At 68.8% G+C, this 15,243-nt stretch carries 17 protein-coding genes and 2 pseudogenes; 13 read left to right on the top strand and 6 right to left on the bottom strand.

Annotation, left to right across the window (positions count from 1 at the left end):
- The first annotated feature begins 567 nt into the window (after positions 1-567).
- The 7 genes from ABZ707_RS32155 to mobC all read left to right on the top strand — a co-directional run bounded on the left by ABZ707_RS32155 (position 568) and on the right by mobC (position 5,570).
- Positions 568-696 carry a hypothetical protein gene (locus tag ABZ707_RS32155; RefSeq protein ID WP_360182025.1) on the top strand — a complete coding sequence of 43 codons (129 nt, stop codon included), beginning with the start codon at positions 568-570 and terminating at the stop codon, positions 694-696.
- Positions 696-1,757, top strand: a complete 1,062-nt coding sequence (locus ABZ707_RS32150) for a hypothetical protein (RefSeq protein WP_360182022.1) — start codon at positions 696-698, stop codon at positions 1,755-1,757. Before ABZ707_RS32155 ends, ABZ707_RS32150 begins: the two co-directional genes overlap by 1 nt.
- Positions 1,754-2,512 carry an ATP-binding protein gene (locus ABZ707_RS32145; RefSeq protein WP_360182019.1) on the top strand — a complete coding sequence of 253 codons (759 nt, stop codon included), beginning with the start codon at positions 1,754-1,756 and terminating at the stop codon, positions 2,510-2,512. Before ABZ707_RS32150 ends, ABZ707_RS32145 begins: the two co-directional genes overlap by 4 nt.
- Before the next feature lie 117 nt (positions 2,513-2,629).
- Positions 2,630-3,298, top strand: a complete 669-nt coding sequence (locus tag ABZ707_RS32140; protein ID WP_360182016.1) for a WhiB family transcriptional regulator — start codon at positions 2,630-2,632, stop codon at positions 3,296-3,298.
- Entirely contained in the window at positions 3,295-4,587 is a 1,293-nt protein-coding gene (locus tag ABZ707_RS32135) for a DUF2637 domain-containing protein (protein WP_360182013.1), read from the top strand. The genes ABZ707_RS32140 and ABZ707_RS32135 overlap by 4 nt, the downstream gene beginning before the upstream one ends.
- A complete protein-coding gene (locus ABZ707_RS32130) occupies positions 4,584-4,775 on the top strand; it encodes a hypothetical protein (protein WP_319683794.1) in 192 nt (63 codons plus the stop codon). Before ABZ707_RS32135 ends, ABZ707_RS32130 begins: the two co-directional genes overlap by 4 nt.
- Before the next feature lie 297 nt (positions 4,776-5,072).
- Positions 5,073-5,570, top strand: a complete 498-nt coding sequence (gene mobC / locus ABZ707_RS32125; protein WP_360182009.1) for a plasmid mobilization relaxosome protein MobC — start codon at positions 5,073-5,075, stop codon at positions 5,568-5,570.
- 9 nt (positions 5,571-5,579) lie between these two features.
- Here mobC and ABZ707_RS32120 read toward each other — a convergent pair whose 3' ends face one another.
- On the bottom strand, positions 5,580-6,065 hold the full coding sequence (locus ABZ707_RS32120; protein ID WP_360182006.1) for a hypothetical protein: 486 nt from the start codon (positions 6,063-6,065) through the stop codon (positions 5,580-5,582).
- A gap of 85 nt (positions 6,066-6,150) precedes the next feature.
- On the opposite strand from ABZ707_RS32120, the gene ABZ707_RS32115 reads away from it, so the two are divergent.
- From ABZ707_RS32115 to ABZ707_RS32105, 3 genes are all read left to right on the top strand, one after another.
- Positions 6,151-7,878: a mobilization protein gene (locus tag ABZ707_RS32115; RefSeq protein WP_360182003.1), complete on the top strand. Its 1,728-nt coding sequence runs from the start codon at positions 6,151-6,153 to the stop codon at positions 7,876-7,878.
- Between the two features lie 237 nt (positions 7,879-8,115).
- Positions 8,116-8,412, top strand: a complete 297-nt coding sequence (locus ABZ707_RS32110; RefSeq protein ID WP_360182000.1) for a hypothetical protein — start codon at positions 8,116-8,118, stop codon at positions 8,410-8,412.
- Positions 8,413-8,468: 56 nt separating this feature from the next.
- Positions 8,469-9,173: a hypothetical protein gene (locus ABZ707_RS32105; RefSeq protein ID WP_360181997.1), complete on the top strand. Its 705-nt coding sequence runs from the start codon at positions 8,469-8,471 to the stop codon at positions 9,171-9,173.
- 246 nt (positions 9,174-9,419) lie between these two features.
- On the opposite strand, the gene ABZ707_RS32100 is transcribed toward ABZ707_RS32105, so the two are convergent.
- From ABZ707_RS32100 to ABZ707_RS32080, 5 genes and pseudogenes are all read right to left on the bottom strand, one after another.
- Positions 9,420-10,643 carry an IS110 family transposase gene (locus ABZ707_RS32100; protein ID WP_360181994.1) on the bottom strand — a complete coding sequence of 408 codons (1,224 nt, stop codon included), beginning with the start codon at positions 10,641-10,643 and terminating at the stop codon, positions 9,420-9,422.
- Between the two features lie 245 nt (positions 10,644-10,888).
- A complete protein-coding gene (locus ABZ707_RS32095) occupies positions 10,889-11,623 on the bottom strand; it encodes a DUF317 domain-containing protein (RefSeq protein ID WP_360181991.1) in 735 nt (244 codons plus the stop codon).
- Between the two features lie 80 nt (positions 11,624-11,703).
- Positions 11,704-12,003 (bottom strand): hypothetical protein, encoded by a 300-nt coding sequence (locus ABZ707_RS32090; RefSeq protein ID WP_360181988.1) that lies wholly within the window; start codon positions 12,001-12,003, stop codon positions 11,704-11,706.
- 377 nt (positions 12,004-12,380) lie between these two features.
- Positions 12,381-12,734, bottom strand: a complete 354-nt coding sequence (locus ABZ707_RS32085) for a DUF317 domain-containing protein (protein WP_360181985.1) — start codon at positions 12,732-12,734, stop codon at positions 12,381-12,383.
- A gap of 273 nt (positions 12,735-13,007) precedes the next feature.
- A pseudogene (locus ABZ707_RS32080) lies at positions 13,008-13,435 on the bottom strand (transposase); the annotation flags it as partial.
- Positions 13,436-13,744: 309 nt separating this feature from the next.
- On the opposite strand from ABZ707_RS32080, the gene ABZ707_RS32075 reads away from it, so the two are divergent.
- The 3 genes and pseudogenes from ABZ707_RS32075 to ABZ707_RS32065 form a co-directional block, all read left to right on the top strand.
- Positions 13,745-14,158, top strand: a complete 414-nt coding sequence (locus ABZ707_RS32075) for a hypothetical protein (protein ID WP_360181982.1) — start codon at positions 13,745-13,747, stop codon at positions 14,156-14,158.
- Positions 14,095-14,502, top strand: a complete 408-nt coding sequence (locus ABZ707_RS32070) for a hypothetical protein (protein WP_360181979.1) — start codon at positions 14,095-14,097, stop codon at positions 14,500-14,502. The genes ABZ707_RS32075 and ABZ707_RS32070 overlap by 64 nt, the downstream gene beginning before the upstream one ends.
- Before the next feature lie 37 nt (positions 14,503-14,539).
- Positions 14,540-15,150, top strand: a pseudogene (locus tag ABZ707_RS32065) (IS5 family transposase); the annotation flags it as partial.
- Between the last annotated feature and the right edge of the window lie 93 nt (positions 15,151-15,243).

Below are 15,243 nucleotides of genomic sequence, written 5' to 3'. Positions count from 1 at the left end.
TTCGTGCAGGCAATCGCTCGCGGCTCTCATGTCGCACTGAAACTACGCGCGTAGAGAAGCTTTGCTTCGCGTTGACGATTCTCGGCCGCGCGGCTTAAATCGCTACGGCCGGTCACTCCGTGGTCGGTGCTTGTCACCGGGGGCTCGCCGTCCGCTGGGGCGCCCCTGGCGTGTCGCAGTCGATCCGCCCGGGTGCTGTTGACCGAGAGGACGCCAGCGGGTCGCCGGACTGACGGCTGCCGCCGCCCGGTCGGGCGGCGCCGTGGGCAACGACTTGTGAAGGGTTCAAGAGCTAAGTCTGGATCTTGACAGGAGGTTGCGCTTATGTTCGTCGTCCCCAGCCGGGCAGTCGGCCCGGGGGTGGAAGGAAGGAGCGAGAAGTGGGCCGCGCGCAGCCAGCGGCCGAGTTAAGGCCGCGAAATAGCGGCGGCGTCTGAGAGGGCCAACTCTCAGACGCCGACCGGCATATGACACTCCTGCCCACGCAAGGGCTGGAGCCTCACTCACGCCGCGCCGGCCCTTGTCACGGGGCACACCGGTGCGACTTCATTCAGAGGAGAGTGTCGCATGACGACTGCCATGCGCAAAAGGCCGGACACCCCGGCCTGCGCGGCAGCCCCCATCCCCTATGCGCCCACCCGCGAGCAGACGGCGCTGGATCCCTGCCCGGGCGGCAGGGGCGGGGCTGATGCCTGATGGCGCGTATCCGCACCATTAAGCCGGAGATGTTCGAGTCGGAATCTCTGGCCGAATGCTCGGTGACCGCGATGCTGACCTTCATCGGTCTGATGACTCAGGCGGACGACGCGGGCCGGCACCGGGACCACCCGGCGATCATCGCCGGGCGCCTGTGGGCCCTCCGACCCGAGCACACCCCCACCGATGTCGCCGGCGACCTGGAGGAGCTGGCCGCGGCGGGGCTGATCTGCCGGTTCACCGGCTGCGACGGGCGGAACTGGCTGCACATCGTCACGTGGAAGCGGCACCAGAAGATCGACAATGCCTCCGCTCCCCGAGCACCCCGGTGTCCGCGGCACGAGGAAGCGGAGAAGTGCGGCAAGTGCAAGGAGCGGCGCTGCCCCGCCCAGCCCGTTGATGCCCCTGCCGCCAGTCCCCAGAAGAGCCTCGGTGAGGTCCCGCCGAGCCCTCACCGAGACCTCGATGGGGCGGTTTCACCCGTTACCTTCCGCGGATCGAGTCCCACGAGAACATCTCCCGACTCGGACGTCACCCAACCAGCGCCCTCATCCGACGCCAAGGCCGCAGCATCCGTACCGCCTAGTAACGTCGCAGGTCAGAAGACTCTCGGTGAGTCCTCGACAGATCCTCGCGAGGGCTCGGGGACTGGATCTAGGATCTTGGATCCTGGATCTGTACCTATGGGGCGCGAGGCGCCCGCCCCTGACGCCGCATCCGAGACTTTCTCCGCGAAGCAACTGGTGGCCGACTACGCGAGCGGCTGCCACCGCCGCCCGCCCAGCAGCACGCTCGGGCACCTGGGACGGGAGATCAAAACGCTCCTGGCCGAGGACTTCGAGCCGGACGACATCCGCACGGCGCTCATCCGCCTGCGGAGCAAGGGCCTGCATCCGAGCGTGCTGCCCAGCCTGGTGAACGAGGTTGTCAACGCCTCGCCGCACGGCACGTCACCGCCGTCGAGCGCCTCTGGCGGGGGCCTATGGGCCAGCAGCGGATCCGCCTACACCCCGTACCTCAACACAACGCCCGAGCCAACCACATTCGGAGGCGGCCTGTGACCCGCGCCCACCTCGCCGATCCCCAGCCCGTGGTATCCGACCGGCTCCGTGCCCGTCTCGAAGCCCGCCTCGCGGCGCGTGGAATCACCGCCGAAGGGCCTGCACCCGCCGACGTTCCGGAGCCGATACCGGCCGCGGCGACCGCACAGAAACGTTTCCCCTTCGACTACCGGAACGCGGTGGCGGACCATCCGGACGTCCTTGCCTGGGTGCGGACCGTCGTGGATGCGGCGGTCGCGCCGAACTCCGGCGGGCTGTACCCAAACTGGGGTGGCGCGGGACGTCGGCAGATCGCTCACGGCCCCTCACTGCTGCTGTGGGGCCCGACCGGCACCGGTAAGACACACCAGGCGTACGGCGCCATCAGGGCACTGATCCTCGCGGGGTGCGGGGTGCGGTGGCATGCCACGACGCTTGCCGACCTGTACGCCGAGACTCGCCCCCGTCCGGGGGCGGACCCGGAGTTCCTGCTCCGCCGCATTGTGCGGGTGCCGCTGCTGCTCCTAGACGACCTTGGCGCCGCCAAGGCCACCGAGTGGACCGAGGAGCTGAACTTCCGGCTGCTGAACTGGCGGGCGGAGAACCGGCTCCCGACGATCGTCACCAGCAACCTGTCGCCGATCCGCTCCGCCGACGTGCGAACACAGCCACTGGTACTGCGTGACAAGGTCGGCGACCGTGTGCTCTCCCGCCTGTCCGGCATGTGCACATCCGTGGAGTTCTCCGGCCCGGACCGCCGCTTCCCGCGCCGCTGAGCCGCGGTCCCCTTCACCCTTTCCCCACCTTCTTCCGGGGCGGCACCCGCTGCCGCGCCCCTGTCCTGCCTCCCGCCGTGTGACCCTCCACCGGCCTGCGAGGCACCGGAGCCACCCATGCGCTACATCACCACCAACACCACTCCGCTCTCGACCCTCCGCGGGATCGCCGACCACAGCTGGCAGGTCCGCGGGCGCTGCTACGGCATGGAGCCCGCCGAAGCCGACCGGCTGTTCTTTCCCGGACCGCGCACCCACAGCGCGATCGCCCAGGCGAAGAAGCTCTGCGGCAAGTGCCCCGTCAAGCGGGACTGCTTCAACTACGCCCTGGACAACGAACTCCGCCATGGCTTGTGGGGCGGTCTGACCGAGGCGGAGCGCCGCCCCTGGCACGCCAAAATCAGCGCGCGCCTCGACTATGCCCGGGTACGTGCCGCCCTCGCAGGCCGTGACGTGCAGCTGAGCAGGCCCGAGCGCGACACCGTCATCCGTCACGCCTACCTGCGCGGCTGGAGCGCCGAGCACCTGGCCTATCTGCTCCAGAGCGACCTGGACTGGATGCGCGACCGGCTGCGCGAGGCCGCCCACGACATCCGCGACCGCGACCGGTGGTGGGACCTCTACGACGACCAGAACGACGGCGACCAGGACAACTCCTCCGAAGAACAGGAGGACGACGTGGCGGGAGCGGGCGAGGAGGAGGACGACAGGGGCGGCGCGCCGTCCCCTGTCGAACGCCACGTGCATACCAAGGAGCTGATCGACGAGCTTGGAAAGGCCGCATGACCCGCCCCATCCCTGTATCTGTCGCCGTGGCCCCGGTCGGACACTGGGATCGTCTGGCCATCATCGCCCTTGGCTCCGCCGGCTGCGCCCTGAGTTATGACGCACTGCAGCAAATGGCCGTTGCCATCCATGTCCGCGGACTCCTCACCTACCTCTTCCCTCTCGTGATCGACGGCTTCATTGCCTACGGTGTGCGCGCCCTGCTCGTCCTCTCCACAGCGCCCCTGCGGGCCCGCGCCTACGTCTGGATGCTCTTCGGCACCGCGACCACCGCCAGCATCTGGGCCAACTCCCTCCACGCGGTCCGCCTCAACCAGCAGACCGTCCCGGGTGGTCTGCGCCTGGGCGACACCGTCGTTGCGATCCTGTCCACCCTCGCCCCGCTTGCCCTCGCTGGCGCCGTTCATCTCTACATCCTCATCACCCGGCACCGTCCCCCGATCGTCATGGGGACCGGCCGGGGACCGACCGGGGACCGCGCCACAGCGGTCGCCGGCTCACCGCACTCTCAGTCTGGTCCCGGCTCCCCACGGGACCAGGCCCTGCACGAGGACCGCCCCTTGGTGCGGCGCCAGGGACCGTCTCTCGCGACAGACTTCCCGGCCGGCGGGGACCAGGATCTCGCCTCCCACAGCCATGGGCACCCGCACTCCCCGGCGGGGACGGCTGAGCTCGCCGACCGTGTAGCCGGGACCAACAGCGGGAGCAGGGGGGAAGGCGCAGAGGCGGCAGTTGTCTTTGCAGCCCGCCCGCACCCTCTCGCCACGGTCCCCGATTCCTCGGTTCCCGGCAGCGGCACGGACGATGCGGCGCACCTGGCCCCGGCTGTCGACGGCAGCGGGGACGGTCCCCGCGTCCCGCGTCCCGGCGGTGGGACGGACCGGGACCGGGCCAACGCGAACGGGGACGGTCCCCGAGCGGTCCCGGACCCCAAGGGCGGGGACCGGGACCAGGCTGACACGGTCCCCGGGACGGTCCCGAACAACGAGGCCCGCCGGACATGGCAATCCGGGCGCCGCACCACGGGGACCGGGGACCGGTCCCCGACAACTGACATCTCGCGGTCCCCGTCCCGGGCTCGACTCTCGGAGGACGAGATCGTCGCGCGGATTAGCCCTCTTGTGCCGAAGGTTCTGGCGCGGAGCGGTAACGAATCCATCACCCGCGTGCAGCTGCGGCAGATCATGCGCGATCAGCAGATATCCATCCGCAACGAGAACCTCACGCCTGTCCTGCGCCGCCTGCGCAGCGAAAGCGACACCAACTCAAAGAGGAACAGCACCCGATGAAAACCTGCCGGCGATTCGCACGCATCGCCGCCGAATACGAGCGCGAGTTCCAGTACCTGCGCAACTACGCGGACCGCGATCCCGGCACACCGCGCGCGAAGGCCAGCGCCAACAAGGCTCACGGTACGAAGCGGGCCAAAGCGAGAGCCCTGAGCACGCACTTCGAGCGCTGCCGCGAATGCGGCTGACTCAGCCCGAGCACCACCACCCCATGACCGGCCTTGCCCGGGCGGTGGCCCAGCGTACGCCGGGCCACCGCCCCCTTCCGCGCTCGCACACGTCACCTCTGTCGCGAAAGCCGGCCTGGATGACGAGGTCCGGCATCGCACCCACACCACGAGGACTTACACCCGATGACGAACCGGAACGCCCCCTCCCACAAGCCGGAAGGCCAAGGCCCCAACGCGACCCCAGGAGGAGCAAGTTATCCGCCAAGACCGTCTTCCCCGTCGGGGAAGACGGCCTCGGCACAACCCGCCCCCAGGGTGGCGGGACCGGACCAGCGCCGGGGGGCGCAGGTCCGGGAGGCAGCGACCGGGGGCGGATCGCAGCCGGAGAAGCAGCCGTCGCGACGCAAGCGCCGCGACGCCAAGAAGACCGTGCGTAAGCGCTCACCGAAATCCGGAAACGACAAGCGCGTGCACGTGATCTACGTCCGTCTCAATGACGCCGAGAAGACAGTGCTCACCGCTGCTGCCACCGCGACCCGAACAAGCCTGCCCGCCTTCCTCGCCCGCAGCGGCCTCGCCGCCGCGCACGACCTCGACAACACGGCCGCCGCCGTTGCCGGCCATCGGGAGCTGGTCAGTGAGCTGTTCGCGGCCCGTCGGCATCTCGGGCAGGTTGGCAACAACCTCAACCAGGTAGCCCGTGCGATCAACAGCGGCGGACGACCAGCGGAGATCGACGCAGTCGTTGCCGCGGTCCAGCGTGCCGTGTCGCGCGTCCAGGCGGCCACCGACCGGCTGCTTGAGCAGCGGTGATCGCGCAGCTCACGCCGACCACGAGGCACTGCCGGCCAGCAGGCCGCGGACGTCGCTTCGCACGGTCTGCTGGAACTGGTCTCGCAGTGCCCCGACCTCGTCCTTCATGGCGCGTAGTCTCCGGGTGTCTCGTTGGTCTGCGGTGGCCACGTAGTCCCGCGCACGTTTCAGAGAGCGAAAGACGCTGTCGGCAGCCTGGACCACGTCGGTCGAGGCCACGATGTGGATCTGCTGCCATGTGCCGCCGAGATTGAAGCCGGCGAAAGCCGCGTCGGCCGCTCTCCCCCGTTCCTCGGCCGCCGTAGTTTCCAGCACGCGGAGGAGTTCTCTCCCCGTCTTCTCCATCGCGACCAAGTACTCGGCATACAGAACCGTACGCAGTTCCAGCAGGCGCGTGACCGACTCCTGGCGCCACCGCCGATGATCGGCCAGCGCCGTCGCGCCGGCCCCAAGCAGAACTCCCACGAGCGCGGCAAGCGGCGATATCCAGTTCATCCGTGGGGTATTCCCACCACGAGGACATGGAACGCGCCCTTCCCGCTGACCACATCAACTGATCAATTCGGTCGAGGACAGCAGCATGATCCCCCGGATCCACGAGCGCGGACAGCGCACCATCGGCCTCCTGTACTACCTGTTCGGGCCGGGCAAGTACGAGGAGCACACCGACCCGCACCTCGTCTCGTCCTGGGACAACAACGCCCCTGACCCCGGCCGTGACAAGACCGCCACCCTGAAGCAACTCCAGCAGCTCCTCGACCAACCCCTGGAGAACATCGACGTATCGGAGCGGCCGAGGAAACACGTCTGGCACCTGTCCGTCCGCAACGCCGCAGAGGACCGCATCCTGACGGACGAGGAGTGGGGAGACATCGCCCGCCGCATGGTCGCCGCTGCGGGGATCGACGACCCGGACCAGGGTGCGGGCTGCCGGTGGGCGGCCGTCCGGCACGCCGACGACCACATCCACATCATCGCCACCCTCGTCCGCGAGGACGGCTACAAGCCCGACCTCGACCACGATGCTCCCCGCGTCCAGGCGGAAGCACGACTCCTCGAAGCCGAGCTGAGGCTGCGCCGCCTCAACCGCGGAGACGGCACCGCCGCGCAACGGCCCACCAGCGCCGAACGGCACAAGGCCACACGCAAGAAGAGGGAACGGACACCGCGCGAGGAACTGCGGGAAACCGTGCGCCGCGCGGTGGCCGGAGCCCAGGACCAACGCGAGTTCTTCGACCGGCTCCGGGCCGCCGGGCTCCTCGTCCGGACACGGGTCGCACCCTCCGGTGACCTGCTGGGCTACACCGTCGCGCTGCCCGACGACGGCAACAAGGACGGCGAGCCAGTCTTCTACTCCGGGTCCAAGCTCGCCCCCGACCTTTCCCTGCCCCGCATCCGTGAACGTTGGTCCGGGAACGACCCCGCCACGGGCCAGAGCGGAGACGCCTCCACTGGCCAAGCGCAGCGCCCGTCGGGACCAGCAGCAGCGCGACGGCGGGCGACGACCGCGGTGTGGCAGGCGGTGCTGGTCGTCGACCACGGTGACGACGCACAGGCCACCGCGCAGATCGCGGCGGCCGGGGAGGTGCTGGACGCTCTCGCCAAAACCTCCGCAGCCCACACGAGACGGGAGCTGCGCGAGGCCGCGTTCGCGTTCGAACGGGCTTCCCGCTCCCACATACGGGCGGGGCGCGGTCATGACCGGGCGCTGCGTCAGGCCGCTCGCGATCTTGTCTATAGCGGTCCGGCACTCGGCCGGGGGGAGGACGGCGCCACGACAGCGATGCTGATCGACATGATCGTCTTCCTTATCGTGGCGTCCGCCCACTGGCACGGGAAGAAGGAGCACGCCCAACAGGCCGCTGCCGCCCGGCAGGCAGCCGAACACCTGCGTGTCGCCTACCAGGCAGCAGCCCAACGGCCGATGACCGCCCTGCACGACCGGGGCCGCCAGCTCACTCAGCCCCGAATGCTCAGACACGTCGCCACCCTGCGCCAAGCGGTGCCGGAGCTGGCGGAGCGGGTCCTCGCCGAACCGGGCTGGCCCGCCCTGGCCGTCACCCTCGCTGACGCAGAAGCTGCCGGTTACGAACCGGCCACGCTGCTGACTGCAGCGGCGGCACGGCGGGAACTGAACACAGCGGAAGCGGTCAGCGACGTGCTGGTATGGCGCCTACGACGCACGGCCCATCTCCCGGCCGACGCCTCCACCATGCCCAAGGCCGAAAGCGGCACCAGCACGCGACTCCCGTCGCGCCCTGCCCCTCTCGCCGCAGACCAGAAGAATCAGCCCCACAAGGCCCGTTGAGTGTGAGATTTACCAGTTGAAAGTGGCAACCGCGATCCGGCAATGTCGTGGTGGCCTGCACGACGACGGAGGGGGCAGGGCATGTTCATCAGCCGAAAGCGCCGAAAAGCCCGGGAATCCCAAGAAAGGGAGCGGGCCCGGGACGACCAATTGAGAACGCTCCCCGCTCGGCCACAGCCGGATTGTCCCCCCGCTGCCGCCGCGCCACCCACCCTGGCACCGCCCGGCGAGCCGGGGGTGGACGACTTCCTCCCGCCAGATCTGCGGACGCCGCGCCGTGAGGAACTGACCGGAATGCTGATGCCCTGGGACAAGCCACTGATCATCGACGGGGAGGTCACAGCCTGCCCCCAGTGCGGCACGTACCGGGACTGGATCATCATCACCATCCGGGAGGAGGTGTGGCTTCGGTGCCGCGCCGGCCACGAGACGCACGAACACCGCCTGGACACAGCCTGGTTCAACCGCAACTCGGGCCCGATGACCCACTGGCACGCCACCCTCGAAGACGGCCTCGACGCCTTCGGCCACTGACCCCGAACAACTACCCCGCAGACACATCACGGTCCGTCTCACCCCCAGGGGTTCGTGTGTTGCTTCGCACCACTTCCGCCGCCGTCCTCGGCCTGACCGCCCTCACCCTCCTGACCCTGCCTGGCTGCTCGAACAGTCCCTCGGCCACGCCCGGACCCTCCTCCCCGGCCGCCACCCGGCAGAAGAACACAACGAGCGACGAGACGCCCAGCGAACCCTTTTCCTCGGCCGCGCTGCAAAAACTTCTGCTGGACGAGAGAGACCTGGGCGAGGGCTATACGCTCAAGCCGGAGACCCCGTCACACCACGACGATGTGACGGTCACCGGTTGCCCCGCACTGGAACAGCTCGGCGGCGACGCCGCAACCGGCGGATCCCTCAATTTCCCGCGCCGAGCGAAGGCCGCCTTCCTCTACGCGGGCACCAGCGGAGCCGAGGTCTCCGAAGAGCTGTACAGCGACACCGAGGCGAAGCTGTCCCAGGGCACCGACCGGATCTTCGACGCACTGACGTCGTGCCCCTCCTATCAGGTCCTGGCCGGCAGCACCCCGGTCGACGTCGCCACCCAGCGGACGGCCGCGCCCCAGCTCGGTGACGAGCGGTGGAGTCTGCAGATGACCTACACAGCTGGCGGACGCACCACGGTCGTCAAGCAAACGGCCATCCGTACCGGCACCACCGTTGTCCTGGTCGCCGGATCCCCCGGCCTGGTGGACACCCATGTCGACAAGGCGCTGGCCAAGGCCCGGTCCGCGCACTGACATGGTTCCGGTCCGCCCTCGCCGCGCCTCACGGGCCGGCGGCAGACACCTGTCCGGGGCAGAGGACAGCACGATGCAGGCCCCGGCATGACGCAAGGCCCGCCCCCTCAAAGGAGGGGGCGGGCCTTGCGCAGTTCCCGGCGCGGGGCGGGCGGAGAGCGGCCGGGCACCGTTCCCGCGTAAGGGCTCGAAGGCCCGGGTTGGTCCTGGGTGTGTTCCCGGCCGCCATCACGCCCGCCCCGTGCACTACCTCTGCGGGAACGCCACCTCTTCCCGATACGGGGCGGCGTTCTTGAGGCAGAAGTGCAGGCTGGACAGCAATCGCCCATACAGATTCCGCAACGCCGCGGCGTAGCGGTCGCCCTGCTCACGACGGCGGTCGTAGTGAGCGCGGCAGCCCGCTGACCGGGTCAGACTCGCGAATGCCCAGATGTGACCGACTGCCTTGAGATTCGAGTTGGCGATGCGCCGGTGGGTCACCACGCGGCTGCTGCTGCTCTCCCAGGTCAAGGGTGCGGCTCCGGCGTAGGCGCGTAGTCCGCGGACGGTGAACCGGTCCGGGTCATCGCCGATTTCCGCAAGCAGCCGGGCGCCGATGAGCGGGCCACAGCCGGGGAAGGAAGCGTAGACGGGCGCCTGCGGGTGGGCCTGGAAGACGCTCGTGGTGGCCTCGGTGAGCTGTTCGACGGCGGTGCACGCCTGGTCAAGGAGACCCACGGCCGTCCGGATCTGCTCTCCCATGGCCGCCTCCATGAGTGGCGGCTGACGCAGATAATGCTGCTGGAAAACCGACCGGAGCCGTTCGGCGTGGTCGTCGACCAGACGGGAGCGCCCCGCACCGGAGATCGTTTCCGCGATCTTCCGCTTACTCAGGGCGGCAGCCTGCCCGGGGGAGGGAGCGAGGGCCAGCAGAGCGCGTGCCTCGGCGCGGACGATGCCGTCGGGAAGGTCCTTCCACGCGAGCAGCGCCGCCGGGTAGTACTCGCGCAGCAGGCTCCGCACCAGGTTGGCTTGATATCGGCGGGTGTGTACGGCCCGGTGCTGGGCCCGCGCCAGGACCGCAATCGCGGCGGCCTGGTCCGACGTGCGCGGCATTGCCCGGTGGAGACTGCCGTCGGTGCGGAGGATGTTGGCGAGGAGCACGGCGTCCGTCCGGTCGGACTTCTTACGGGCTGGACTGATCCGGCCCCGGTAGCGTGCGACCGCGCTGGGGTTGATGACGACGATGGGCTGCCCCTTGGCGCGCAGGGCGGCTACCAGCAGGCCGTGCGGCGTCTCGATCGCCACCGGCACTTGCATGCGGCTGTGGCGGTGACTGGAGCGAAGGCCCCGCAGCAGGGCGAGGATCTCCTTCACCCCCTCTTCCGTCGCTTCCACACGGGTGTGTGCGACCATCTGGCCGTGCTCGTCGACCACGGCCACATCATTCAGAGCCTCCGACCAGTCGATCCCGCACCAAAATCGCGGCAAGCGTTTCCCTTCCTCGGTGGTCAAATCTGCTCGTCGCTCTGAGGGCCCCGCAGGGCGTAGAAGCGGGCCCGCCGGGGAGGGGGCTCGGCCAGGCGAGAGTCCGAAGTCGCCACCCCGCGCGGCCAGATGTCGGCGTCGCCGTTATCCGAAGGAGGGGACATGGGGGTCAGGGATTGGCTGCTGTCCCTCGGGGAGATGAGCCCACCCGGGGCCGTAGCACCCGGGTGGATTCCGGCCGGTGACGTTCAGCTCAGCGGGGTGAGGGTGAGCCTGCCTTCGGTGCCCTCGGGCAGCACCCGGCGCGGAACAGGTATCGGTGAGGCGAGTGACGACGCGAAGGCCGCGACCAAGTCATGCGGGACGCTGGCGCTGAACGCGGCGGACCACAGGTATGGCGCTCCGAGGACCGGTTCCGCCCAAGCCTGCCAGCCCATCTGGTCGGGACGCGGGTCGAAGTCCTGGATGAGCGGCGGCAGCAGACACAGGGTGAAGCTGGATGCAGAACCCGGATCCGTGGCGGTGGTGTCCGGATGGTCGATGTCACGTACCCAGCCCTGGCCGGTCAGCGCCGCCAAGACCGCTTCGGGTCCGTCGTAACCGGATGCAGGATCGGGGCGTGCGTCAAGCGCGAAGAGGAAGTCTCCGAGGACCTCGTAGGGGACGCCGCTGCTGAAGTACGCGTTCCACTCCGCCACCGGGCCTTCCGTGTGGCCGCGGGCGGAGACCTGCCACGCCACCGGCAGCTCGCCGAGGAGCAACGGTTCGTCGGCCAGGGTCCACTGCGCCCATGCCAGCAGGTCGGGGCTGAGATGGAGGACTGTGCTGCGCAGGACCTGCCGTTCTTCTTCCGCCGGATTTGGTTCCTGACGCCCGCGGACGATGGTCAGGCGGGTCCAGCCCAGGCCGGCCAGGGTGGCGCTGACCTGGTCGGCCAGTATGCCGTCGTCACCGGCGAGGTGACGGGGGGTGACCCAGTACACCGGGTCAGGGGATTGCGCGGCGGACGGATCGAGGGGGTGGTGCGGATACAGGAGCGCCTCCTGGAGGGCAGGGATGCGGGTTATTCGCTGTCGTGGCGACGGGCTGAGCGCCGCCTGTGCGGGGGCGCGACGTCCGGCTCCTGCCAGGTGAGTGCGACGGCGACGTCGGGCGGGAGATACCCGAGCTGCGCGCCCTGCTCCTGGCCCTCCGCGAGGAAGATCACCGGACGCCCGTCCTCGTCAGTGGCCGCGACCACGTGGGCAAGGCGGTGGGCCATGGGAAAGAACGGGTTGATGGCCAGCCGCACCGGCGCATCGCGGTCACAGCCAGACAGGCGGTCGATCAACTCACCGGCGGTGATTTCCGGTTGTGGGTCCAAGATGGCTCTCCTTGGGATGAGCACAGGGGTACCCCGCCGGAGGCGGGTACGGCCGGCAGACGAAAGGTCCACGGCCCGGGCGCAGTAGTTGAGTACGGCGTCACGGGAACACTGGTGGCGCCCGGCACATACGAGAGGCGAGCAGCAGGGGTGGCAGAACGGTACTCGCCGTTCCACCAGGCAGACATCAAGCGTTCAAACTGCCGACGGTCCTGCTCAGACATGCGTCGGAGATGTGGAAGAAAGCAGCCATGCACGCGGCGGCGCCGAAACGCGACATCACGTCGTCCAGGCCACATGGTCCCCGGAGGCTGGCAACGGGCCATCCGCTCACCGGAGACAGTCGAGTCCGTATGAGGACAGGACGGGCAGACCGCTCACAGGGGGCGCGAACCAGCCAAGACACGATCTACAGCGATCGCGACAATCTCAGCGGGAGTCTCGGTGTCGAAGCTGATGCTGTATCCGGGGACCAAGGCTGTACCAGTCACCGAGAGCTTCCATCCCTCGCCGTCCGTCCCGGGCCGGCCCGAGGGAAACCATCCGAGATAAAACCGGCCGTCCCTGCTGTTGATGTGAACATCCGCGCGATCGTCCACCACGAAGTGGAAGAACTCGGGCGAGAACAGGTCCGTTACCAGTGAGGGCTGGCCGGGGCCGAGCTGCCAGACGTGCAGTCGCAGGGCCTCGGCGGTTGTAGAGAATCCAGGATCGGTGGGGACCACCGACATAGGCAATCACCTCTCTGACCAGGTGTTTTCGGGGAGATCTCTACGTTGACATGCCTCTGCAACCGTTGGCCAGTCCTTTCGCGATCTTTCATGTCTGCCCCCGGCGAACTGGTCCACGGGTTCCCCTGTAGGGTCCAGGATTTTGCGGCACAGTCTCAGCCGCAATGGCACCGCTGTGGCACTTGTGCCATCCATCCTGAGATTCGCAGGTCTAGTGCCTCGCCTAGGTCGAGGTGGACGGCAAGGTCCGCAGACGTGTTCCGGACTTCTTGCTGGGTGCAGCCGGTCCCACGCCTGCGCGGTCGCCTTCCCGTAGAGCCGGGTGTCCGTGGCCGTCACGGCCTGGTGCCCCAGGTTGCGGAATCGCCGAAGCCGAACTCGCCGCCGTGCTTGGGTGGTCGGCCGCCCTTGGGGTGGGTCAGGTGAAACTCTTCGCGGAAGGGTGTCGGACGCCGCATTACCCGATCGGACCGGACCCGACCGAGGATCTCGACGGGCAGGCCGTCCAGCAGGTGGGCAATGCGAGGGGCGTCGTATCCGGCGTCCAGTACGACCAGGGCCTCCAAGTCGACCGGCTTCCACTGGCCGGCGGCGACCAGCCGCTCGATGACCTCGCGGATCTGCATGGTGGTCACCGCGGCAACGTCGGCGCCGGGCTGAAGGCGGACCGCGTCCAGCACCGCCGTCCAGGAAGTGCGGCCGGCGCCGAACATGTGGGATGAACCTATCCGACTGATGAAGACCGCCATTTTCTCCGGCGGCTCCGAGGCAGCTCGACCAGCGACTGGGTCGCCTCGCGGGAGGTGCCCCAGGGGCTGGGTTCGCTGTCAAATACCTCGTTTAGACAGCAAAGGGCACCGTTTTGGGCACCTGTGCCATCCACCCACTCCAGAGCCCTGACGGAGGAGGCTGGCCATGAACCGGTGTCTCGGCGTGAACGACCGGTTGGACCAGTGACTGCTCACACGCCTGACTGCGATCATCGGCGGATCACGAAGGACGAGGACGAAATGGCGCTTCGCCGGCTGTTGAGCGACGTCACGGCCGGGCTGGGCGACCAGCACACGCACAAGACACTGACGCAGGCCCTTGCCGACCTGGGCATGCCCCCGGTCGAAGAGGGGTCCAAGCGCGAACGTGTGGAACGAAGCCTCGCCCAGGCGACCGATGGCCGGCTCCTGCAGGTCGCCGAGCGCTTCCTCAAGACACAACGCACCGACGCGCCGACCCGCAACCTCTTGCAGGACGCGATATGGGCGGCGGCCTCACCTCCCGAGATCCCCCTGCGCACCCGCCGCGAACTAGCCCGGGCCCTCGACCCGGGCGACCTCGTCCAGCACGGCACCCGGTTCATGGCTCTTTGGACCGCTTCTGGCACCTCGACGACGACCTCTGCTCTCGCGGCCCGAGCACGAGAAGCCTGAGCGCGCGCGTCGAACGGCACTTCCTGCGCAACACGGACTGGCCCGTGGAAGAGCTGTTCGAGCAGCTCGGCGCCTTCGACGCTGGCGACGCCAGGTTCGCCCGCTTCGCAGAAGCCCTCGTCGCCGGCGACGTGCTGCTCGACGAGACGGTCCAGCGCCGCCTGACCACCACCATGAACGAGCACCTGCGCCCCACGGGCCTCGAACTCCGGCAGACCGGCACCCTCGGCGGCTACCCGCGCTTCACCCTCGTGCCGCTCCAGCGCGCTCGCGGCCGGGCGCCGAAGAACCCCACCTTCGCCACTCCCGCAAAGCCCGACATCCGGGTCGACGGCCTCGGCTAGAGCGTGTCTCTTTGATTGGTTGGTCGGTTGATCGGATGTGTCCGTCCGATTCGTGATCACTGATGCGATGTGGGACCGGATCGAGCCGTTGATGCCGGCCGATCCGGTCCGTGGTCGGCGATGGGCCGATCACCGCCGAACCCTGGAGGCCATCACGTGGAAGTACCGCACCTGCTCGCCCTGGCGGGACCTGCCGGACGAGCTCGGCTCGTTTCGGACGGCTCACAAGCGCCTGATCAGGTGGGCCGTGGACGGCACTTGGGAACGCATCTTTGCTGCGGTGCTGGCAGCGGCCGAGGGTGCTGACGACATCGGCTGGACCGTGTCGGTGGACTCCACCGTCTGCCGGGCTCACCAGCACTCTGCTGGAGCCAGGAAAAAGGGGCTCCAGAGCGGCCCGAGCCTGACGACCACGCGCTTGGACGCTCCCGCGGCGGCCTGAGCACAAAGATCCACCTTGCCAGCGACGGCCATGCACGACCTCTGGCCCTCCGCGTCACCGCAGGCCAGGCGGGCGATGCCCCGGCCTTCGAGACCGTCATGGCCGGCATCCGTGTTCCTCGAAGCGGACCTGGAAGGCCGAGAACCCGGCCGGACGCCGTTCTGGCCGACCGCGCCTATTCGTCCCGGGCGATCCGGGCCCATCTGAGCTTGTTCCGCTTTGACGGACACCATCGGTGTGGTGGTCAGGCTGCGTGTGCGGTCTCGTATTCGGCGGGGCTGAGGTATCCGAGGCTGCTG

Source organism: Streptomyces sp. NPDC006923 (assembly GCF_040635655.1).
Taxonomy (GTDB): Bacteria; Actinomycetota; Actinomycetes; order Streptomycetales; family Streptomycetaceae; genus Streptomyces.
The sequence above is the reverse complement of the archived record's forward strand: the minus strand, read 5'-3'. Positions and strand labels throughout refer to the sequence as shown.